This is a genomic window from Bacillus sp. CD3-5 (genome assembly GCF_006349665.1).
In the GTDB taxonomy this organism is placed as follows: domain Bacteria; phylum Bacillota; class Bacilli; order Bacillales; family Bacillaceae_G; genus Bacillus_A; species Bacillus_A paranthracis.
In genome coordinates this window covers 98,941-120,722 of sequence record NZ_VEPX01000009.1, presented here as the reverse complement: position 1 = coordinate 120,722, position 21,782 = coordinate 98,941, and the positions used below count along the sequence as shown (strand labels likewise).

Sequence of the window (21,782 nt, the reverse complement as noted above, 5' to 3'; positions counted from 1 at the left end):
GAATAGAATGAGTGAAGCAACAACAACGTTAGATGGCTGGTATTGTTTACATGATTTACGTTCTATTGATTGGGCTGCATGGAAAACATTATCTAGCGACGAACGCGGACAAGCTGTGTCTGAATTTTTAAATGTCGTTGAAAAATGGAACGACGTAGCTGCTGCAAAAAAGGGCAGTCACGCAATGTATACAGTTGTTGGCCAAAAAGCTGATATTATGCTTATGATTTTACGTCCAACAATGGAAGAGTTAAATGAAATTGAGACAGAATTGAATAAAACAACTTTAGCTGAATATATGGTTCCTGCATACTCTTACGTATCTGTTGTTGAACTAAGCAACTACCTTCCAGCTGATGAAGATCCATACCAAAATCCACAAATCTTAGCTCGCTTATATCCTGAGTTACCGAAAGCAAATCATATTTGCTTCTATCCAATGGACAAGCGTCGCCAAGGTGATGACAACTGGTACATGCTTCCGATGGAGGAACGTAAGAAAATGATGTACAGTCATAGTAAAATTGGTCGCCAGTATGCAGGTAAAGTACGCCAAGTTATTTCAGGATCTGTTGGATTCGACGATTTTGAGTGGGGCGTAACATTATTCGCTGACGATGTTCTTCAATTTAAAAAGCTTATATATGAAATGCGCTTCGATGAAGTAAGTGCTCGTTATGGTGAATTCGGAACATTTTTCGTCGGAAACATTTTACCAGACGAAAAGGTAGAGAAATTTTTACACATATAAAGTGAAACTTTAATCAGTGGGGATTTTGTTCATCCCCACTGATTATTAGTTGAACCAATCGGGCTTTTACGGGCAGTTGATCGCCTACCTAATCCTTGCTTTTGCTTAATTTTGAGGTGGGGATCTTACTGTCCGTTAATGCGGGGTAAATCGTGAAAAAGGAACGAAATTCGTTCCTTTTTTGATTCCCCTCTATATTTCTCCTCAAAAAACTTCTTTTTTCCGCAAATTTGAACAAAAATCGACAAACCCCTTTTAAATACCTTACAAAATTGTAACCTTTCTATATCCAAATTTATGCTAAAATGGTACGAGCTATATGCTAATAACGATGCGAAGGTGATAATGTATATGAAGAAAATCTTTTCTATTTTACTAGTGTTCCTATTGTCAATTTCTTCCTTAGGAGTAACAACATCCCATGCGGAAGAAAAAATACACATTGAGGCAGCTGCTGCACTTCTATTTGATGCAGATACAGGAAAAATACTGCATGAACAAAATCCAGATGAATTACTAGCTATCGCTAGTATGTCAAAATTAATTGTTGTTTATGCCGTGTTAGAAGCAATTAAAGAAGGAAAAATCACTTGGGATACAAAGGTAAATATTTCCGATTACGCTTATGAAGTTTCACGTAATAATGAATTCTCTAACGTGCCGTTCGAAAAAGGACGTCAATATACTGTAAGAGAACTATATCATTCTATCGTTATCTTCTCTGCAAACGGATCTAGTATTGCCTTAGCAGAACTTCTTGCAGGAAGTGAGAAAAACTTCTTAAATCTTGCAAATGAACATGCAAAAAAACTAGGGTTAAAGAAATATAAATTTGTAAACGCTACTGGTTTAAATAACGCTGACTTAAAAGGAAAACATCCTGAGGGTACTGATCCAAATGCAGAAAACTCTATGTCAGCTCGCGATATGGGTATACTTTCAAAAGCAATGATTACAAAGTATCCAGAAATGCTAGAGGATACAAAACAAAGATTTAGAAACTTCCCAGATAATCATCCGAAACCAATTCGTATGGAAAACTGGAACTGGATGTTACCAGGAGCTGCTTTCGCTTATGAAGGTACTGATGGTTTAAAAACCGGAAGTTCTGATACAGCTGGGTACGGATTTACTATTACTGCTAAACGTGGTGATGTACGTCTTATTTCGGTTATTATTAAAACAAAATCAATGGACGAGCGCTTCACGGAATCTCGTGAGTTAATCGAATACGGGTTTAATAACTTCGAAAAACAAAAACTAAAGGTCGATAAAAACAATACACTCTCTGTAGTACAAGGGAAAGAAGACCAAGTCACTGTTGCACCGGAAAAAGAAATAACCGTAATTGCGAAAAAAGGTAGCAAAGATCCTTATAAAATTGGAACTGAAGTTGATAAATCTCTTGCTGAAGATGGTCATTTAGTTGCTCCTATTAAGAAAGGTGCCAAAGTAGGATCGATTACTTTAGAATCAACTGATAAATATGGTTTCTTAGACGGTAGTAAAAGTATGAAAGTTACCGCAAAAACGACAGAAGAAGTTGAAAAAGCAAACTGGTTTGTGTTATCAATGCGCTCTATTGGAGATTTCTTCTCAAACTTATGGTCTAAAGTATTTTAATGATGAAAAGCTAGCTCACGCTAGCTTTTTTTATATTCCCCTCTCAATGTAAAACTTCGTTTGGTTGTCATATCTGAGTCCTTTTTCTCATACGTATGAACTAGTAATTGTTACACACTTCATCTAGAGATAAACCTCTTTCCAAAAGGTATTCCAAAAACAGAGGTGACACATAATGGGTGTTATTGCTTATAACGAAGAAGATGTTAAGTTATTAGCTAGATTGATGCGTGCTGAAGCTGAAGGAGAAGGACAACAGGGGATGTTAATGGTCGGAAATGTTGGGGTAAATCGTGTCCGCGGAAATTGTTTAGATTTTAAAAAAATACGTAATTTACGTCAAATGGTGTATCAAAACCCTGGTGGTTTTGAGGCAACACAAAAAGGATATTTTTATCAACGAGCAAGGGAGCAAGATATCGCCTTAGCAAGGCGAACGATTCAAGGACAACGTTTCTGGCCTGCCAACTTTGCCTTATGGTTTTTTAGGCCTGAAGGTGCATGTCCACCAACTTGGTATAACCAGCAAAACTCTGGTCGCTTCAAGAAGCACTGCTTCTTCCAGCCAAATGCTGGGGATTGCCCTAGCATATATTAAGGAATGAAAACAAGGAGGGATTTTTAAATGGCACAGCAACAAAATCCGTATTACGGAACAGGTTTCTATCAACCATCTGGAACATATGTACAACCGCAACAAATGACGCAACAGCAACAGCAACAGCAAGCAATGCAACAACAAGCTGCGCAAGCTCAATATGCTGTTTCTCAAGGTATGTTACCTCTAGAACAGTCATATATTGAAAATATTCTCCGCTTGAACAAAGGCAAGCAAGCCACAGTTGTAATGACTTATGAACGTGGTAGCTCACTTGGTACACAATCGTACACGGGTATTATCGAAGCTGCTGGTCGTGATCATATTGTAATTAGTGAGCCACAATCAGGGAAACGTTATTTACTACTAATGATTTACTTAGATTATGTGGAATTCCCAGAAGAAATTACGTATTTACCTAGTCAACAAGCTACTTATGCTCCAAGACCATAAAAAAAGCTGGCATATGCCAGCTTTTGTTTTTATAATCCTTTTACAACTGCAGTTCCGACTAAGATCCATGCCACAATAAACGCCACACCACCAAGAGGTGTAATTGGGCCAAAGAACTTAATACCCGTCGTACTTAATGCATACAAACTACCTGAAAACATAATAATCCCGGCTACCATAAGCCAGCCAGCAGTAGTTAAAAGTGATGATTGAATTTTATCCATCAATAAAGCAACTACAAATAGTCCACCTGCATGAAACATTTGATATGTAACACCTGTTTTCCAAACCTCTAACATTTTTGCAGAAACTTTATTTTCTAAACCGTGTGCTCCGAAAGCCCCTAACGCAACAGATAGCCCCGCTGCAATACAACCTAGTAAAAAGAAAATTTTCATCTTAATTCCCCTTTTTTACTTTTATCATAAGCAATTTTTTCATATAAGCCAAACGATTTATCCTCTAAAAATCAAATAAAGAATTACCGTTTGCATCACTTTCTTTTATATATACTGGCTCATTAGAAACCGGTGCAATTGGTTGCATCGTGATTGGTTTTGATCCAATTATTTGTGATTGAACTTGTGGCTCTCTATACGTAGAAGATTCAACTTGCTCATCTAATAATAAATCACATAAAGCACGCACAACTAATACATGTTCTTTTGATTTTTGTCCTTCACTACTTTTTGCCTTTGCAATTTCATTCGCCATTTTATTTAAAATCTTATCGCTTGATATTTGCATCCCTTATCACCTCGTACTTTGTAGTTCTTTCTCAAATTGTCCCAGCTTCTCTACTGAACCAAATACTATTATCATATCATGTTCTTGCAACTTTTCCTGCCCTGTTGGATTATGTATAACATTCCCATTTCTCAAAATCGCTAAAATTGTTACATCAAATTGATTTCTAACATCACTCTCTAATAATGATTTATTAGCTAAAATAGAGCCCTCACCGACTGCAATTTCTTCAATTACAAATGACTGCTCCACGCCATACAGTACTGTATCAATATAATGAACTGTTAGCGGATTCGCAATACCTTTTGCAATATGAATCCCTGCCATACTAGATGGATTAATCACCTTATTTGCACCAGCCCTCTTTAATTTGTCTTCGGTTTCTGGTTTTTCTGCTCTTGCCACAATTTTAATTGCATCGTTTAATCCTCTTGCAGTTAACGTAATAAATACATTTTCAGCGTCATTTGCTACGATAGCAACTAAACCAGCTGCCTTTGAAATCCCAGCATGATGTAACACTTGGTCTTCTGTTGCATCTCCATGTACATATAAAAGCTTTTCCTTCTCTAATATGCTTTCATCCTTATCCACGACGACAAATGGAATTTTCTTTTCTTGCAATTCATGTACAACTTGAAGCCCTACTCTACCGCAACCACATACGATAATATGATTTTGTAACTGTGCTATTTGTTTATCCATCTTCTTCCTCCGTACTGCATGAAATAGGTTCCCTTCAATAATCATAGCTGCCACTACACCGATTGCATATGTAACGATACCGACTCCAATCGGTATGATAAGGAGCGCAAAAACTTTTCCTGCCTGTGTTACAGGAATGGCATCTCCGTATCCAACAGTTAATACAGTAATCATCGTCATCCAAAATGCTTGAAACAAACTAATCTCTTCAATCGTCATAAATCCTAGCGTTCCTAAAATTACAACAAAAGTCATACATATAACTGCTATCCATAATTGCTTACGTGCATTCATATCATGTTTCAACTCTTTTCTCTATCTACAATCTTTGCCAGTGGAAATGAAATACATATATACTAGATACGGAATCTATGAAAGAGGTTGATATAATGAAAACATTTCTTTCCGCCTTACAATGGGCACTATTTATTTTAGCTGGGAGTCTTATTGTACCAATTAGCGTCGCAACTAGTTATGGTCTTGATGGCGCTGAAGCTATCGCATTCGTACAAAGAACATTATTTGTTCTAGGCTTTGCTGGTCTACTGCAAGCTATATTTGGGCATAAACTTCCTATTCAAGAAGGTCCTGCTGGCCTTTGGTGGGGAATTTTCTCCCTATATGCAAGTTTAGGTGTCGTATTATTTGGATCAAACAATGAGACACTTAAAGTTCTTCAATATGCTTTCTTATTAAGCGGTATCATTTGTATTATTCTTAGCGTTTTTGGACTTATTGATAAACTCGTTCGCTATTTTACACCGACAGTCATTGGAACGTACTTATTTCTTCTTGTTGCACAACTTAGTGGTTCCTTCTTAAAAGGAATGTTCGGCCTGGATGGAAAACATACAGAAGTACAACCTAACGTATTTATTCTTTCACTCATTGTTATTTTACTATCCTTTTTCATCATGAAGCTACCTATTATCGGACAATATTCTGTTCTTTTCAGTATCGTCTGTGGCTGGATATTATTCGCATGCTTCGGATTATCTAATCCAATAACACCAGTGACAGATATAATCCGTTTTCCATCCCTATTTGTTTTCGGAATGCCTCGTGTTGAATGGAACATGGTAATTACGGTCATTTTCGTTACACTCTTACTTCTAACAAATATGTTAGCAAGTATTCGCGTTGTACAAAAGGTTGTCTCTAAATATGAAGAAAATGCTGCATCAGATCGTTTTAAACAGGCCGGTATTATAACAGGAATCAATCAATTACTAGGGGGCCTGTTTTCGGCTATCGGACCTGTCGCTATTTCTGGATCAGCAGGTTTTATTGCAACGACTAATATTTATAAACGCCTCCCATTTATATTAGGGTCAAGCTTTATTATTGTCGTTAGTATATTCCCAAAGATCACTTCATTCTTTGCGGCAATCCCAGTTGCAGTTGGTTATGCTGCCATTTATCCTGTATTTGCAAGCATGATCGGTCTCGCCTTTCGAGAATACGAAACGGTACAGGATAAAGAACGATTATTTAAAGTAGCAGGTCTGTCAATCTTCACAGGAATTGGGGTTATGTTCGTTCCAGCAGAAGCATATTCCACGCTTCCACCATTTCTAGCTTCATTCCTAAGTAATGGTCTCGTTCTTGGGGCTGTAATGGCAATCTTACTAGAAATACTATTTTCTCGTTCGACAACAAAACAAGTATCGTAAATTGGAAAACTTCCATTATTGCACTCTATCTTTAGAGTTGTTACGATAATGGTAAAGTGAAAACTAATTAGGCATTAGCGGTATAAATTATCATGGGCAGCACGCTCATGGTAATTTATACTATCAATATAGAACTTCTCCTAATTTCACATAAAGAAGTTCGATGTCTTACTATATATTCCCCAATATCTTCATAAAACTTTATTTCTATTTCAACAAAGAGAGGAATTTTCAATATGACTTATAAAATGATTGTTTTAGATTTAGATGATACTTTATTACGTGACGACCATACTATTTCACCTCGTACGAAAGAAGCACTAATGACTGCACAAGAACAAGGTGTAAAAGTTGTACTTGCTTCCGGACGTCCAACGTTTGGTATGCGCAATGTAGCGAAAGAACTTCGTTTAGAAGAATACGGCAGTTTCATTCTATCTTTTAATGGCGCAAAAATTATTAACTGTAAAACAAACGAAGAAATCTTTAGTAGTACGCTATCTCCTGAAATCGTTCACAACCTATTTGAAATTAGTAAAACTGAAGATGTATGGATTCATACTTATATGGGCGATGATATCGTAACAGAAGAAAATAATCCTTATACTGAAATTGAGGGCGATATTACTGGTATGCCAATTGTTGTAGTAGATGACTTTAAAGCTGCTGTTAAAGAGCCTGTAGTAAAAGTATTAATGAATAAAGAAGCTGAACGCCTTGTTGAAGTAGAAAAGAAATTACAAAAACAACTAGAAGGACAATTAAGCGTTATGCGTTCTAAACCATTCTTCTTAGAATTTACTGAAGCCGGTGTTACAAAAGGAACGAGCTTAAACCAATTAATCCAAAAACTTGGCATTAAGCGCGAAGAAGTTATCGCAATGGGCGATAGCTATAACGATCAGGCGATGATTGAATTCGCCGGTCTTGGTGTTGCAATGGGCAATGCACCTGATGATATTAAGGAAATTGCAAACTATGTAACAGATACAAATATGAACGATGGTGTAGCAAAGGTTGTAGAGAAGTTCGTACTAAAAAAAGAAGCACTTGTTTAATATTTCCACTCATAAAACCTATTTGAAGTCAAACACTTCAAATAGGTTTTTATTTAAATTACCATGCTTTTGTGACTATATTTTGAACTTTACACTATTCTCGTAGTGTAAAGTTTCTTTTTGTATATAATGAAACAAAATAGACTATTTTATTTTAAAAAAGAATACAAATTTACTATAAACAAGCATACGTTAAGGGAGGCTATTTTACATGTTATCTACACCAATCGGACGATTAAGAGCAATTGGACTTATTGAGGGGATTTCTTTTCTACTACTATTATTTGTAGCAATGCCATTAAAATATTTCGCAGGATTTGCAGCAGCTGTTAAAATTACAGGCATGGCTCACGGTGTTTTATTTATTTTATTTATCTTCGCAGTAATTCAAGTAACAATCGTACACCGTAAATCAATTTTATGGGCACTTGGGGCATTCGTTTCATCAGTTATCCCATTTGGCACGTTTGTACTAGATGCAAAATTAAAGAACGAGCAACAATAATGAAAAGGTAGTTAACGACTGTTAACTACCTTTTTTATTTACAAATTTGGAATTTCCCAATCAATTTCCCTCTCGCCCATATTAGCTAAAATCGTATTTACTTTAGAGTATGGCTTACTTCCGAAGAAACCACGTCTTGCTGATAGTGGGCTTGGATGTACAGATTCGATAATGTGGTGCTTCGTATTTGTAATTAATTTTTTCTTCGCCTGTGCATGGCGTCCCCACAATATGAAAATAACTGGCTTTTCACGTTCATTTAATAGCTCAATTACGCGATCTGTGAAATGCTCCCATCCTTTTCCCTTATGAGAATTTGCTTCACCTTGTCGAACTGTTAATACAGTATTTAATAATAAAACGCCTTGCTCTGCCCACTTTACTAAATAACCGTTATTTGGAATATCATACCCATATTCATCTCGAAGTTCTTTATACATATTTAACAACGACGGTGGCGTTTTAATACCGGGTTGCACAGAAAAGCTTAAACCATGCGCTTGATTCGGTCCATGATATGGATCTTGTCCTAAAATAACGACCTTTGTATTTTCATAACTTGTATACTCTAGAGCGTTAAAAATATCTTCTTTCTTTGGGTAAACAACATGTGTACTGTACTCTTCTTTCAAAAAATCAGCTAGCTTACGATAATATTCTTTCTCAAATTCTGGTGCCAATAATGGCCCCCAATCATTTTTTAAAACATTTTCCATGCTTTCACTTCCCGTCTAATTAATTCACCATATCCTGTTTTGTAAATACTACAAATGAAATGATAAGGGAAACAACTGCCCAAACCGTTAAATTCATTAAAGAAAACTCCATCGATAAACCTTGTAATGCAGGTAGTTTTCCTGATAGATAATCTGTTAATGATAAATTCACACTAAAAATATATTTCGCACCTTCCCAAGATGTTGCGAACGAGCTTAAAATACCGCCTGCAATTAATGCAGCTAGCATAACGCCCATACCAGCTGGTGTATTACGAATTAAAACAGAGACCATAAATGATATAGTTCCGACAACGATAGCAACAAACCAGGCTAGTCCATACGCCATTAGGATGTATTGCCACTGCGGAATAAGATGTACAAAATTCGTATTTAACGTTTCCTTATCAATAACAAATCCAGTTAAAACAGGTAAATTCCATCCCGAGTATCCAAATACAAGCCCTGATAATACGTAAGCAAACACACCTACAAGGAGCAGTATGAGCGAAATGAAAAATAACATCGTTACGTATTTACTAAGGAGTATTTTCCAGCGCCGAATCGGCCGCGTAAGTAACATCTTCATCGTTCCATCACTTCGTTCTCCTGAAACAATATCAATGGCGACAATCATTACGAGAAGTGGAATAAATAATGTAATTCCTTGCTCAATAAACGCCCTTACAAAAGTTGGTGCGCCCGGTGCCATCGGGTTAATATCATGATCTAAATAATATTGTTGCTGCTCAACTCTTACCTTTAACCAATCACGCCATTCTTCTGGCAACCTAGAATTGTTCAAACGGTTTTGAGAATCAACGATTTGTTGCTGCAGCGAAACTTTCCAATCCGTTGTACCTAGCCTTTTTTGTGTTGTTTCTATTTCACGATACTGCGCATACACGAAGAGCGGGATTAAGATTGCTAAAATAAGCATAACAACAAAAATACGCTTCTTACGATAAATCTTCTCCGATTCGTTTAAAACTAGATTCGCAAATTCACGCATGCTGCTCACCCCTTGTGAGTTCAATAAATAAATCTTCTAGCGTAAATACAAGTTCCTTAACACTATGTACATCTATCCCGTTTTCTACAAAATGTTTATTCCAATTACTTATAGATGCGATATTCATGCGGCATAGTAATCGATCACCTTCTATACTCACTTCTCTTACTTCCTCAGCATCTTCTAGCATATCTTTTGCCTTCCCAATCGGCGTAACAATCCATTCTACGCGGTCACTTGCTGTTTTAATTAATTCTTCAACCTTGGCAACTGTTATCATCTTTCCTTTATGAATAATAGCAACGCGATCGCATATCATTTGCACTTCACTTAGCAAATGACTTGAAATAAACACGCTCATATTTTCTTCTTTCACAAGCTTATGTATAAATTCCCTAAGTTCCCTAATCCCTGCTGGATCTAAACCATTCGTTGGCTCATCTAATATGAGCAATTTTGGATTCCCAAGGAGCGCCTGCGCAATTCCAAGTCGTTGTTTCATACCAAGTGAGTACGTTTTTACCTTGTCATGAATTCTTTCATCCAAATGAACCATTTCAGCAATTTCAATAATACGTTCATCTGATATATCACCTAACATACGAGCAAATTGCTTTAAATTTTCCCATCCCGTTAAATATGTATACAACTCTGGGTTTTCAACGATACTCCCAATTTGACGCATCGCTTCTCTAAAATTTTCCTTAATCGAATAACCACCGATAGAAATCGTACCTTCTGTCGCCTTAATCAATCCGACTAACATTCGAATGGTAGTCGTCTTTCCAGCACCATTTGGTCCTAAGAACCCGAACACTTCTCCTTGCTTTACATCAAAGGAAATATTCTCTACAAGAGTCTTCTTTCCAATTACCTTCTTCAAGTCTCGTACGGAAAGTATCGTCGTCATTTTACCCCTCCTTGTTCTAGTTTTAATTTACTTGCTACATTTTGAACTAATCGGTCCGCCATATATGTATACCCTACTTCATTCGGATGAAAATGATCGGAGTATAATAAATCTTTCCCACGGTTTTGGAATAAATCAAATGTCGGTGTAATATACACATTTTTATTATTTATCGCCAATTTTTCTAAAGATGCATTCCAGTCTACAACAATGTTTGAAGACCCTTTTAAATCTTCTACATCTTCAAAAGGATTATATAAACCTAGCCAAAAAATTGGGCTATCTGTATTTAACTTACGAACTTCTTCTATAATTTTCTTCGCTTCATTTTGGAATGTTTCTGTATCAGGACGGTATGTTTCTAAATCTATCTTTCCAAGCGAGTCCCAACCTGGAAATAAATCATTTCCTCCAATCGTTAAAACGATTACATCTGCTTGCTTAATTGAATATTGAGCGCCACTACTCTCAATTTGTTTTAATAAGTCAGGCATTTTCGCACCACTAACCGCTAAGTTAGTTAAAGCAACCTTTTGCTTATAATCTTTTTGTAAATCTTCTTTCATCCGTCCAACATAACCAATTCCTTCTTTATCACCAACACCGCGTGTTAATGAATCACCTAAACTAACGATTTGTAATGTTCCCGTTTTCTTTTTCTCTTTTGCCACTACATCGGTCTTTTTAATTAAATTTGAAGCTTTCGGATTTAATACATCATTTACACCTGAAACAAAGCCATATGCAAATAAACAGAAAGATGCAATTGTAATGAGTAGAATTACTTTTACTACTTTTGATCTCATATCAAAACCCCTTTTAGTCCCCATAGATTGTCCATAATTATACCAAACGCAATTTTGAAAAGCGATTTTCATACCTTATCTATTATGTTGTTTCCCTTTGTACGAATTCTGGCAATAACTCTACGTGCTTTACATCTATTTGCTCATCATTAATCTTTTCATATAATAATTCAAATGCCTTCACGCCAACATTTTTACTAGAATATGAAATCGTCGTAATACCTAAAATGTCTGCTACATCTTGATCATCACAACTGATAATCGTAACATCTTCTGGAATACGAATTCTTTGTTTTTTCGCCTCCGTTACCATTCCCGCTGCAATATGGTTACAAGATACAAGAAACGCAGTTGGCTTTACTGACATACAGGCCCATTCCCTAATTACATTACGCCCATCTTCCACCGTAAAACAGCCTTTAAACTTCCAGTCCTCTATTGGTGTTACAGCAATTGTTTGAAGCGCATCCTCATATGCTTGTTTTCTTCTCTGGCTATTAATGCTATTACTTCTTCCAATGCAATACCCAATACTTGTATGACCGGCATCTATTAAGCTTTTCATCCCTTGTGAAAACACTTTATAGTAATCAACATGTACACTTGAAATGTAGTTTGAATCTATTTCCTCACACATAATAATTGGACCAAATTTCGTATATTCTTCAAGCTTTTCCTTACTATTTGTTCGGGAACATATAATAACCCCATCAAGCTTTTTCATTTTTAACATATTCAAAATTTCTAATTCTCTTTCCTCGCTATAATTCGTCTGACAAAGCATCATATTATAATTATTCTTTGCTGTTTCCTTTGATATTCCTTCAATAATAGCGCTATAATATTGATCATTTACGTGTGGTAATAAAACGCCAATTACATTCGTTTTTCCTTTCACTAAATGAATTGCATTCACATTTTGCGTATAATTTAACTCTTCTATAATCGCTAAAATTTCTTTTCGCTTCTGTTCATTCACATATGGATGATTATTTAGTACACGTGAAACAGTTGAAATAGATACTCCAGCGAGTTCCGCAATCTTTCTTATATTCGTCATCTCATTTTCCCCTTCTCACAAAAATTCTCCCTTGACCTGGTAAGCTTTCCACAATATATCCTTTCCTAGCAAATACATTTTGAAAGGATATACAACTATGGTTCGCCTCAAATTAGAACATATATTTTTCATTAGCGGTCTACTTATTCTCGCCATCGGCATTAATATGATGACGACAATTACTTCCTTTGGACTTAGTCCTTATGATTCCTTCTTTATTGCACTATATCAAAACTTTGGGATAAGTATCGGTTTTTGGATTTTCATGATTAACTTTGCTTTTACCCTTATCGTACTCTTTTGGAATAAAAAACAAATTACGATCGGTACAATTGTAACAATGGTTCTTATTTCTCTTTTTGTTGATTGGATCGGTTCCATTACAACTATTATGGACGCTATCCGTTCTCTTCCAAAATATATAACACTTATTTGCGGAAATCTATTCGTTGGAGCTGGAATTGGTCTTTACGTCTCTACAAATCTTTGCGCAGCACCTCAAGAAGCCTTCGTTTTAACAGTTGCTGAGAAAAAGAAATGGACATTTAGAAGAACGGAAATTTCGTTAGCATTCTTATTTTTAACATTAAGCTTCTTATTAGATGGACCTATCTATTTTGGGACAATCATTTTATCCTTTACAACAGGCTGGATTATACAAGCATTTATTCAAGTTGGTACGCACATTTTAAATAGAAAAAAACCTATTAAGCAAGCCGCTTAATAGGTTTTTTATTAGTGGAGATACTACTTTGCATCCCCTTCAATTCGATAGTTTGCTTTCAAACAATCTATTTCTTCATAACCTTGCAACGTATGTAGAATATAATCATAATCAGCAAGAGAAGCACGATGCGTTACAATTACAATTTCAGCTTTTCCTTTCTCTTCAAGTGGCATTTGAATAATTTTTTCAAAGCTAACACCACGCTCAGAGAATAACGAAGTAATTTTTGCAAATACACCAATTTCATCTTTCACATGAAGTCTTAAAAATTTCTTCACAACAATTTCGTCTGGCTCTTTTAATACTTTTTGATATTGCGGGACTACAGCACTATTTCCTGTTACCCCTAATCTAATATTTTGCATTACAGCTACTAAATCAGAAACAACAGCGGTTGCTGTCGGTAAACTTCCTGCACCTGGTCCATAAAACATCGTTTCTCCAACTGCTTCACCATACACATATACAGCGTTATATTCATTTTGCACGGCCGCAAGAGGATGTGTATTTGGAAGTAAAGTCGGTTCAACTGTAACCTCTAATTTTTCACCATCTCGCTTCGCAAGACCGATTAGTTTAATCGTGTAACCTAAACTCTTACTGTATTCGATATCTTCCTCTGTAATAGAAGTAATCCCTTTTACCTTGACATCTCCAAGCTCTACATTTGTAGAGAAACCAAGGGTAGCCAAAATTGTCATTTTTCTTGCTGCATCTAAACCTTCTACATCTGATGTTGGATCCGCTTCTGCAAATCCAAGTTGCTGGGCTTCTTTTAACACGTCGTTATATGCTCTCCCTTCATCTGACATTTTCGTCAAAATAAAATTTGTCGTTCCATTTACAATTCCCATTACTTTCGTAATAAGATCTGAAGAAAGTCCCTCTACAATACTTCGTAAAATCGGAATCCCTCCGGCTACACTTGCTTCATAAAACAAATCTGCTTTATTATCTTTTGCTACCGCTAATAGTTCCGCTCCATGTAACGCCATTAAATCTTTATTAGCAGTCACAACATGCTTCCCGCTTTGTAAAGCTTGCAAAATATATGCTTTTGCATCATCAATGCCACCCATTACTTCGATGACAACGTCGATGTTTGGATTGTCTAAAATTTCATTTGCATTTTGCGTTAATAGAGTAGAAGGTACCTCTACTTCTCTCTCTTTTTCAATATTTTGTACTAGCACTTTCGTTACTTTTACAGGACAACCTACTTGGTGTATAAGTCGCTCTTGGTGATCTGTAATGATACGAACTACACCGCTACCAACTGTCCCAAGACCTAATAAGCCAACTTGAATTTCTTTCATAATACTGTCCACCCCTCAAAAATTGTGTTTAGATGAAATTATATGAGCAAAAAATCTGAAAAACAATGTTTTTAGAACATTCGGAAAAATAAAAGTTAATCTTTACAAAGAAAACGTTGCCACGTGCGACACAATCTTTTTTTATAATACATAAGGGGTTTCTTGATACACGTAATAATTTAGCCAATTAGAGAATAATAGATTTCCATGGCTTCTCCACCTTACAAGCGGCTTCTCATTTGGATTATCATGCTTAAAATAGTTTTTCGGCACATCAATATTTAACCCTTTGTCACGATCTCGTTCGTATTCTTGCTTTAACGTATCACAACTATATTCACTATGACCGAGCGCAAACACTTGTCTTCCTTCCTGCCCAATAACAAGATGAACGCCCGCTTCCTCAGAGTTGGCTAATAACGTTAACTCCTTCACTTCTCTAATGTCACTCTCTCGTACTTCCGTATGACGAGAATGCGGGGCAAAAAATAACTCATCAAACCCTTGTAACAATTTCACATGTTGCTCACGAACTTCATGTTCAAATACACCAAACATTTTTTCCTTAAGAGGATACTTTTGAACGCCATAATGATGATACAAACCAGCCTGTGCCCCCCAGCAAATATGAAGCGTAGATGTTACATTCGTTTTTGAATACTCCATAATACGTTTAAGCTCTTCCCAATAATCTACCTCTTCAAAAGAAAGGGTTTCAACTGGTGCTCCTGTAATAATGAGTCCATCAAATTTCTCATTCTCAATATCACGGAATGTTTTATAGAAACTCGTTAAATGTTCCTGTGCAACATTACGAGACAAATGCGATTCCATATGAAGTAAATGAACATCTAATTGCAACGGTGTATTTCCAATTAAACGAAGTAATTGCGCTTCTGTTTCTTGCTTTGTAGGCATTAAATTTAATATAGCAATTTTCAATGCCCGGATATCTTGTGTTTCTGCTCGCTCTTTTGTCATTACAAAAATATTTTCCTCCTGCAACACTTTGCGAGCTGGCAAATCTTTATCAATTATGATCGGCATGTTGTTTGCCTCCGACTAACGCTGCTTCTAAATCGGCAATAATATCCGAAACATCTTCTATACCAACCGATAAACGAATTAAATCTGATGTGACGCCAGCTAAGCGCTGATCTTCAGCACTTAATTGTCTATGCGTTGTACTAGCGGGATGTATAACGCAAGTTCGCGCATCAGCTACATGTGTTACGAGAGTTGCTAGTTTTACATTTGCGATAAATTCTTTCGCTGCTTCTAATCCTCCCTTAATGCCGAATGTTAAAACACCACTAGCACCTTTCTTCAAATACTTTTGTGCTAACGAATAATTTTCATTACTATCTAATCCCGGATAATTCACCCATTCAATACGATCGTGGTTAGCAAGCCACTTAGCAACTGCAAGAGCATTTTCACTATGACGCTCCATTCGTAAATGCAATGTTTCTAAGCCGATATTGCTAATATACGCATTAAATGGGCTCATACAGTTTCCGTAGTCCCTTAATAATTGAACACGTGCCTTCACAATATAAGCTGCTGCACCAAAATTTTGAACGTAACTTACGCCGTGATAACTTGGATCCGGTTCAACTAGTTCAGGATATTTACCGTTTGTCCAATCGAAGTTCCCTCCGTCAATTACAATGCCACCTAACGAACTTGCATGACCATCAATATATTTCGTCGTAGAATGAACGATAATATTTGCTCCATGTTCAAATGCTTGGCATAAATAAGGAGTTGCTAATGTATTATCCACGATAAAAGGTACTTCCAACTCTTTCGCTGCATCTGAAAGTTCTTTGAAATTTAAAACGTTCATCGCCGGATTTCCTAGCGATTCTGCATAAACGAGTTTCGTCTTATCATTAGCAAGGGCCACAATTTCATCAGCAGTTAAATTCGGATTAAAGAATGTAACATCGATACCAAGTTTACGCAAACTCACTCCAAATAAATTAAACGTCCCGCCATAAACTGTGGAAGAACAAAGCAAGTGGTCTCCGCTACTACAAATATTTAAAACAGCAAGCATAATAGCAGCCTGCCCAGAGGCCGTTGCAACAGCTCCTACACCGCCTTCTAAATCCGCCAGCTTTTGCTCAAATGCAGCTAAAGTAGGATTACCAATACGCGTATATATATATCCTTCTGCCTCTAAATTAAATAACGCTGCTAAATCATCCGAAGTATCGTATTTATACGTTGTACTTTGATAAAGCGGTAAAACACGCGGTTCTCCATTCTTTGGCGTATAGCCACCTTGCACACAAATCGTTCCTTTCCCCCATGATTCTCCCATTTCTCATTCTCCTTTCTTTTATACAAAATAAAAAACTGCCCCTTTCCTGAAAACAAGAAAGGAGCAGTTTGAAAACACGCTCTAAAGGCTCTTTCTTATCTTTCAGGATTATTACCTGCAGGATTTGGCACAATTCCGTTATACGGCTGTTGCCAAGGTTTCATCGGGCCTGTCCCTCCACCTTTTCTTGATAAGACTATGCAATTACCGTTGATTTTATAGCAATAATTTCCTAATGTCAATTAGTTTTTCTGAATGTTCTAAATTAAATACAAAGAATTTGACATGCATAACAAAAGAAATATATTCCATATCCATTTGAAAAAGACCTTTTAAAACCTACGATTACTATATAGAATTAAGTAAGTGGTTTAACTGTATACATTTCAAATTCTCACGAGACCCCAATATATTGAATAAGCCAACCTCTCAAAAAGATACTATACATATTCATTTCACAGTAGCATATTTAATCCTTTCGACATTACAACTTACATTAACGGAGGTATAACATGACAAACATAAAGGACATGCACTATATACTCGTCCTATACGGCATTCTTTTAGGCTCTATAGTAGGAGCAACAGTCTGGTTATTTTTAGTTACAATAAATATCGGCATTCACTTTATTTGGGAATACTTACCTACTATTTTCGCTTCTCCCCCTTACTACACTATTTGCGTCACAACTATCGGTGGTATTCTCGTTGGTTTAACTCAAAAGTATTTCGGTACATATCCACGTCTTATGCCAGAAGTGATGGGTGAATATAAAAAAACAGGTAGAATTGAATACCGCTTTGTACATAAAGCTACTTTAACTGCGATTATCGTTTTAATCTTTGGAGCCAGTTTAGGTCCCGAGGCAGCACTTGTTGGCATTATCGGTGGACTTTGTACATGGGTAGGGGATCGTTTTACATTCGCATTAAAGGGGATGAATGAACTAACAGAGGTTGGAATTGGTGCTACTTTAAGCGTAATTTTTAACGCGCCATTATTCGGTTATTTAGCTCCAAATGAAAATGAGGGTGACCAAATTAACGAATTTTCTAAAGGAAAAAAAGCAATTGTATATTTAGCTACTACTTTCGCTGGTTTTTCCATTTATTTATTACTTAGTAAATTCGATAATCGCGGATCCTTTATCGTTGATTTCGGAGAAGGTTCTCTTTCTCTTAACGAATGGATTGCCTTTCTCCCACTTGCTAGTATTGGCGCTATAGTTGGATTCTTTTATTTCAAATTAGAATTCACATTAGAGAAATTACTCCATCCCTTAAAAGAATACAAACTATCACTTGGTATTATCGGTGGTATTTTATTAGGAATTACAGGAACTTTTCTCCCGTACACGTTATTTTCAGGAGAACACCAATTAAAAGATTTAGTTGTTGAATGGAACCACTTATCCTTCTGGGTATTACTTCTTTCAGGAGTTTTAAAATTATGCATTACTGCCGTTTGTTTAAATACAGGTTGGCGCGGCGGACATATTTTCCCAATCATATTTGCTGGATCTAGTATCGGATATGCTATAGCTTCCATTATCCCGATAGATCCAATCGCTTCGGTAGCCATCGTAACGACAGCAATTTCAAGCTATGCATTAAGAAAACCAATTGCTATAACATTACTATTACTCATGTTTTTCCCGCTCAATTTACTATTACCGATGCTTGGAGCGGCAGCGATTGGTAATGCATTTCCACTTCCTAAAAACAACGAAGCTACAAACGAATAAAAATAGGCAGTAGGGACAAAAGTTCCACTGCCTATTTTTATTACACATGTTGCTTCAATAGTGCGTGTAATTCCTCAAAATTTTGCACTTCATACGTTGGCACAATCTCGCTATGATTGGATTTTTTTTCTGGATTAAACCAACAAGTATCAATTCCCGCTACATATCCACCTTTCATATCAGCGCTTAACGAATCCCCAATAATGAGCCCTTCTTCAGGAGCAAAATTAGGAATCCTTTCAAAAACATAATCAAAATACTCTTTCATCGGCTTTTGATAACCTGTATCTTCAGAAACGAAAATATCTTGAAACAAGGCATGTAACCCTGCATTACGTAATCGTTTATCTTGCGTCTTAGAAATACCGTTTGTCACTATATATAAATCGTACTCACTTTGAATTTGATTTATAAATTGTAAAGCACCTTCCATGAGCTGATTTCCTTCTTCTAAGTAACTGCGATAATTATTTTCGAATAATATCCCATCTACTTCTTCCCCGTATTCTTTAAACAAAATTGAAAATCGTGTATTTACAACTTCATCACGATTTATTTCACCTTCTTCAAAAGCAGTCCAAAGACTTTTATTAATTTTTTTATATTGCGCTTCAATCTCGCTAGTTAGAGACATCCCTTTCTCTTCAAAAAGCATACGTAATGCCGATTTTTCTGCCTTTTGAAAATCCAACAATGTATCATCTACATCGAATAATAATGTTTTATATTTTTTCATAAGCCCTTCACACTCTCTTTTCTACAAAAACAAATTTACGTAAATCGTATCATTCTTTCTTGTAAAAATAATAGGAGATATCTCATACTAAATATGAGGTGAAAACATGAAAGTCAGCAGAAATAGCGAAGAAATCTCTCATTACATACAAACTTACAAATTCCATACTCTTTTTTCTTTTGATATCTTACCGTATGCTGAACTACATTCCTTTCAGAAGAGAGAAAAGATATGTAATGAAGGGGTCGATGTTCCTTATCTTTATTACTTAATTTCTGGGAAAGCAAAAATATATATGAGTCACAAAAACGGAAAGGTCTCCTTGATTAACTTTATTCAGGCACCTTCGTTCATTGGGGAATTAGGATTAATTGGCGTAGAATCTGTTACGAAAACGGTGGAAGTAATTGAAGAGTGTATATGCTTAGCGCTTCCTCTTAAAGATTGTCAGCATCTTTTGTTACAAGATGCTACCTTTCTACAGAAACTATGCAAATTTATCGGTGAGAAAACCATTACCCGAACAGAAAGTTATGCTAAAAATAATAGTTATCCGTTCGAAAATCGATTAGCGGCGTTTATTCTATTAACAGAACAAAATAACAGTTATATAGAAAAACATACTGAGGTTTCGGAATACTTAAATGTTAGCTACCGTCACCTTTTATATGTATTAAACCAATTTTGCCAACAAAATTACTTAAAGAAAGATGGAAGAACCTATTACATACAAGATCGAATTCAGTTAGAAAAACTAGCTGACGAACTTAAAATATAAAAAAGTAGCATTAACGTTTATCTGTTAATGCTACTTTTTTGAGTGACGATTCTATTTTCAATTAAAATTTACTTGCTACTTTAGCTGCTTCTTCAAGACCAGCTGTAATGATTTCTTCTGCTTTATCTGGGAATTGGTTATGTCCTTCAATAACTACTGTTTCCATGTTTGTTGCGCCGAAGAAGCCCATCATGCTTGCTACATATTTAACAGCCATTTCTACTTCTGCTGCTGGACCTTCAGAATATACACCGCCGCGCGCGTTTAATAATGCAATCTTCTTATCTCCAATTAGACCAACTGGACCTTCTGGCGTATATTTAAATGTTTTACCAGCACGGTTTAAATAATCAATATATGTGTGTAGTACAGCTGGAATCGTTAAGTTCCATAATGGGAAACCGAAAACGACTTTATCAGCTTCTAGGAATTGATTTAAATACTTATCAGCAACTGCTACTGCTTTTGCTTCCTCTTCAGTTAAATCAAACCCTTTACCAGCTTTGAATGTACCATTAATCATATCTACGCCTACATATGGTAATTCTTCTTTATATAAATCAAGTTCTACTACTGTATCGTTTGGATGCGCTTCTTTGTAACTTGCTAAAAACGCTTCATATAATTTTACACTAACTGCTTGTTCCGCTGGACGGTTGTTTGCTTTTACGAATAAAACTTTTGTCATTATGTTTTCCTCCTAGTACTAACTCTTCTGTTGTTATATGCTTTCAAAAAAGGTATCCCTTGTAATTGTTGTTTTGTTGCTTACAAACATATTTTATCTTTATATCAAGACAATTTCGTCCTCACATAGACGTATTTTTCCATAAAAAAAGTCCACCTTCTAAAGGCGAACTAGGTCTTACGACTTTCGTCTTATACAATTCCATTTTTTACTGCATATAATGCCGCTTGCGTGCGATCAGATAAATGCAACTTACTCAAAATACTACTTACATGAGCTTTTACTGTTTTTTCTGTAATAACTAAAACAGAAGCGATTTCTTTATTACTCATCCCTTTCGCTAATAGCTGCAATACTTCATTTTCTCTCGCTGTTAACACATCCACTTGAATAGAAGGCTCTTCTTCCTTTTCTTCTACAGGTAATGTTTGAGAGAGAAGAGCATTTGCTATATCAGGATGTAATTGAATATTACCTTTATATGCACTTCGAATAGCCTCAACAAGCTGATCCGGTTCTACATCTTTTAAAATATACCCGCTTGCTCCAGCCCTTAATGCTGGTAACACATGCGCCTGATCAGAAAAGCTAGTTAATACAATTACTTTCACATCCGGATATTCTTTTTTAATACACGCTGTCGCCTCAACACCATCCATTTCGGGCATATATAAATCCATTAGTACAACATCAGGATTCGTCTCCCCTACTTTCATTAGTGCCTCTTTCCCATTACTTGCTTCTCCAACTAACTCTATATCTTCCTGTGTACTTAAGAAAAATGCTAATCCTTTTAAAACGACTGTATGATCATCAACTAACAATACTTTTATTTTCACAAACTTC

General features: G+C 36.1%; 24 protein-coding genes and 1 riboswitch. Of the genes, 10 read left to right on the top strand and 14 right to left on the bottom strand.

The genetic code is table 11. The features are described from left to right. Positions 1–7 precede the first annotated feature (7 nt). The 4 genes from hemQ (at position 8) to gerQ (ending at position 3,425) form a co-directional block, all read left to right on the top strand. Positions 8–751, top strand: coding sequence for a hydrogen peroxide-dependent heme synthase (hemQ, locus tag FH036_RS17815; protein ID WP_001287585.1), 744 nt, complete (start codon positions 8–10; stop codon positions 749–751). Between the two features lie 345 nt (positions 752–1,096). Further along, on the top strand, positions 1,097–2,374 hold the full coding sequence (locus FH036_RS17810) for a serine hydrolase (protein WP_179192333.1): 1,278 nt from the start codon (positions 1,097–1,099) through the stop codon (positions 2,372–2,374). A gap of 175 nt (positions 2,375–2,549) precedes the next feature. Then, positions 2,550–2,972 carry a cell wall hydrolase CwlJ gene (cwlJ, locus tag FH036_RS17805; protein WP_000538156.1) on the top strand — a complete coding sequence of 141 codons (423 nt, stop codon included), beginning with the start codon at positions 2,550–2,552 and terminating at the stop codon, positions 2,970–2,972. Positions 2,973–2,999: 27 nt separating this feature from the next. After that, on the top strand, positions 3,000–3,425 hold the full coding sequence (gene gerQ / locus FH036_RS17800; RefSeq protein ID WP_139896037.1) for a spore coat protein GerQ: 426 nt from the start codon (positions 3,000–3,002) through the stop codon (positions 3,423–3,425). Positions 3,426–3,454: 29 nt separating this feature from the next. Here gerQ and FH036_RS17795 read toward each other — a convergent pair whose 3' ends face one another. The 3 genes from FH036_RS17795 to FH036_RS17785 form a co-directional block, all read right to left on the bottom strand. After that, positions 3,455–3,823, bottom strand: coding sequence for a DUF423 domain-containing protein (locus tag FH036_RS17795; protein WP_000688322.1), 369 nt, complete (start codon positions 3,821–3,823; stop codon positions 3,455–3,457). Positions 3,824–3,887: 64 nt separating this feature from the next. Continuing rightward, positions 3,888–4,172, bottom strand: coding sequence for a YwdI family protein (locus FH036_RS17790; protein WP_001167356.1), 285 nt, complete (start codon positions 4,170–4,172; stop codon positions 3,888–3,890). A 6-nt stretch (positions 4,173–4,178) separates the two neighbouring features. Continuing rightward, positions 4,179–5,171 (bottom strand): potassium channel family protein, encoded by a 993-nt coding sequence (locus FH036_RS17785; protein WP_000994000.1) that lies wholly within the window; start codon positions 5,169–5,171, stop codon positions 4,179–4,181. Positions 5,172–5,266: 95 nt separating this feature from the next. Here FH036_RS17785 and FH036_RS17780 point away from each other — a divergent pair, with 95 nt between their 5' ends. The 3 genes from FH036_RS17780 (at position 5,267) to FH036_RS17770 (ending at position 8,113) form a co-directional block, all read left to right on the top strand. After that, positions 5,267–6,550, top strand: a complete 1,284-nt coding sequence (locus tag FH036_RS17780) for a purine/pyrimidine permease (RefSeq protein ID WP_044791896.1) — start codon at positions 5,267–5,269, stop codon at positions 6,548–6,550. 236 nt (positions 6,551–6,786) lie between these two features. After that, positions 6,787–7,608 carry a Cof-type HAD-IIB family hydrolase gene (locus FH036_RS17775; RefSeq protein WP_000221384.1) on the top strand — a complete coding sequence of 274 codons (822 nt, stop codon included), beginning with the start codon at positions 6,787–6,789 and terminating at the stop codon, positions 7,606–7,608. A 211-nt stretch (positions 7,609–7,819) separates the two neighbouring features. Next, on the top strand, positions 7,820–8,113 hold the full coding sequence (locus tag FH036_RS17770) for a DUF3817 domain-containing protein (RefSeq protein WP_138320654.1): 294 nt from the start codon (positions 7,820–7,822) through the stop codon (positions 8,111–8,113). A 38-nt stretch (positions 8,114–8,151) separates the two neighbouring features. Here FH036_RS17770 and FH036_RS17765 read toward each other — a convergent pair whose 3' ends face one another. Genes FH036_RS17765 through FH036_RS17745 form a run of 5 tightly spaced genes read right to left on the bottom strand, consistent with a single transcriptional unit; the run spans position 8,152 to position 12,617 of the window. Beyond that, complete coding sequence (locus tag FH036_RS17765; protein ID WP_000432535.1) at positions 8,152–8,829, bottom strand: uracil-DNA glycosylase; 678 nt, start codon at positions 8,827–8,829, stop codon at positions 8,152–8,154. 19 nt (positions 8,830–8,848) lie between these two features. Further along, complete coding sequence (locus tag FH036_RS17760) at positions 8,849–9,841, bottom strand: ABC transporter permease subunit (protein WP_001206495.1); 993 nt, start codon at positions 9,839–9,841, stop codon at positions 8,849–8,851. Then, complete coding sequence (locus FH036_RS17755) at positions 9,834–10,751, bottom strand: ABC transporter ATP-binding protein (RefSeq protein ID WP_000207715.1); 918 nt, start codon at positions 10,749–10,751, stop codon at positions 9,834–9,836. The genes FH036_RS17760 and FH036_RS17755 overlap by 8 nt, the downstream gene beginning before the upstream one ends. Further along, the gene (locus FH036_RS17750; protein WP_130983674.1) at positions 10,748–11,629 is read right to left on the bottom strand and encodes an SGNH/GDSL hydrolase family protein; all 882 of its coding nucleotides are present in this window, start codon (positions 11,627–11,629) and stop codon (positions 10,748–10,750) included. The genes FH036_RS17755 and FH036_RS17750 overlap by 4 nt, the downstream gene beginning before the upstream one ends. A 10-nt stretch (positions 11,630–11,639) precedes the next feature. Next, on the bottom strand, positions 11,640–12,617 hold the full coding sequence (locus FH036_RS17745; RefSeq protein WP_139896036.1) for a LacI family DNA-binding transcriptional regulator: 978 nt from the start codon (positions 12,615–12,617) through the stop codon (positions 11,640–11,642). Positions 12,618–12,714: 97 nt separating this feature from the next. Here FH036_RS17745 and FH036_RS17740 point away from each other — a divergent pair, with 97 nt between their 5' ends. Next, on the top strand, positions 12,715–13,341 hold the full coding sequence (locus tag FH036_RS17740) for a YczE/YyaS/YitT family protein (RefSeq protein WP_044791891.1): 627 nt from the start codon (positions 12,715–12,717) through the stop codon (positions 13,339–13,341). Positions 13,342–13,364: 23 nt separating this feature from the next. Here FH036_RS17740 and FH036_RS17735 read toward each other — a convergent pair whose 3' ends face one another. The 3 genes from FH036_RS17735 to FH036_RS17725 form a co-directional block, all read right to left on the bottom strand. Beyond that, positions 13,365–14,660 carry a homoserine dehydrogenase gene (locus tag FH036_RS17735; RefSeq protein ID WP_000659112.1) on the bottom strand — a complete coding sequence of 432 codons (1,296 nt, stop codon included), beginning with the start codon at positions 14,658–14,660 and terminating at the stop codon, positions 13,365–13,367. A 141-nt stretch (positions 14,661–14,801) separates the two neighbouring features. Continuing rightward, the gene (metA, locus tag FH036_RS17730; RefSeq protein WP_001121522.1) at positions 14,802–15,707 is read right to left on the bottom strand and encodes a homoserine O-acetyltransferase MetA; all 906 of its coding nucleotides are present in this window, start codon (positions 15,705–15,707) and stop codon (positions 14,802–14,804) included. Then, positions 15,691–16,989 (bottom strand): bifunctional O-acetylhomoserine aminocarboxypropyltransferase/cysteine synthase, encoded by a 1,299-nt coding sequence (locus FH036_RS17725; protein ID WP_000504758.1) that lies wholly within the window; start codon positions 16,987–16,989, stop codon positions 15,691–15,693. Before FH036_RS17725 ends, metA begins: the two co-directional genes overlap by 17 nt. Before the next feature lie 92 nt (positions 16,990–17,081). Continuing rightward, positions 17,082–17,186: riboswitch (SAM riboswitch) on the bottom strand. Between the two features lie 315 nt (positions 17,187–17,501). Here FH036_RS17725 and FH036_RS17720 point away from each other — a divergent pair. Further along, positions 17,502–18,734, top strand: a complete 1,233-nt coding sequence (locus FH036_RS17720; protein WP_070807248.1) for a chloride channel protein — start codon at positions 17,502–17,504, stop codon at positions 18,732–18,734. A 40-nt stretch (positions 18,735–18,774) separates the two neighbouring features. Here FH036_RS17720 and FH036_RS17715 read toward each other — a convergent pair whose 3' ends face one another. Continuing rightward, on the bottom strand, positions 18,775–19,470 hold the full coding sequence (locus FH036_RS17715; RefSeq protein ID WP_070807249.1) for a YjjG family noncanonical pyrimidine nucleotidase: 696 nt from the start codon (positions 19,468–19,470) through the stop codon (positions 18,775–18,777). A gap of 106 nt (positions 19,471–19,576) precedes the next feature. Here FH036_RS17715 and FH036_RS17710 point away from each other — a divergent pair, with 106 nt between their 5' ends. Beyond that, positions 19,577–20,248, top strand: a complete 672-nt coding sequence (locus FH036_RS17710) for a transcriptional regulator YeiL (RefSeq protein ID WP_138320650.1) — start codon at positions 19,577–19,579, stop codon at positions 20,246–20,248. A 61-nt stretch (positions 20,249–20,309) separates the two neighbouring features. On the opposite strand, the gene FH036_RS17705 is transcribed toward FH036_RS17710, so the two are convergent. Together FH036_RS17705 and FH036_RS17700 are read right to left on the bottom strand one after the other, a co-directional pair. After that, positions 20,310–20,936 (bottom strand): FMN-dependent NADH-azoreductase, encoded by a 627-nt coding sequence (locus FH036_RS17705; RefSeq protein WP_000170050.1) that lies wholly within the window; start codon positions 20,934–20,936, stop codon positions 20,310–20,312. Between the two features lie 191 nt (positions 20,937–21,127). Further along, entirely contained in the window at positions 21,128–21,775 is a 648-nt protein-coding gene (locus FH036_RS17700; RefSeq protein ID WP_000695783.1) for a response regulator, read from the bottom strand. Positions 21,776–21,782: the final 7 nt, after the last annotated feature.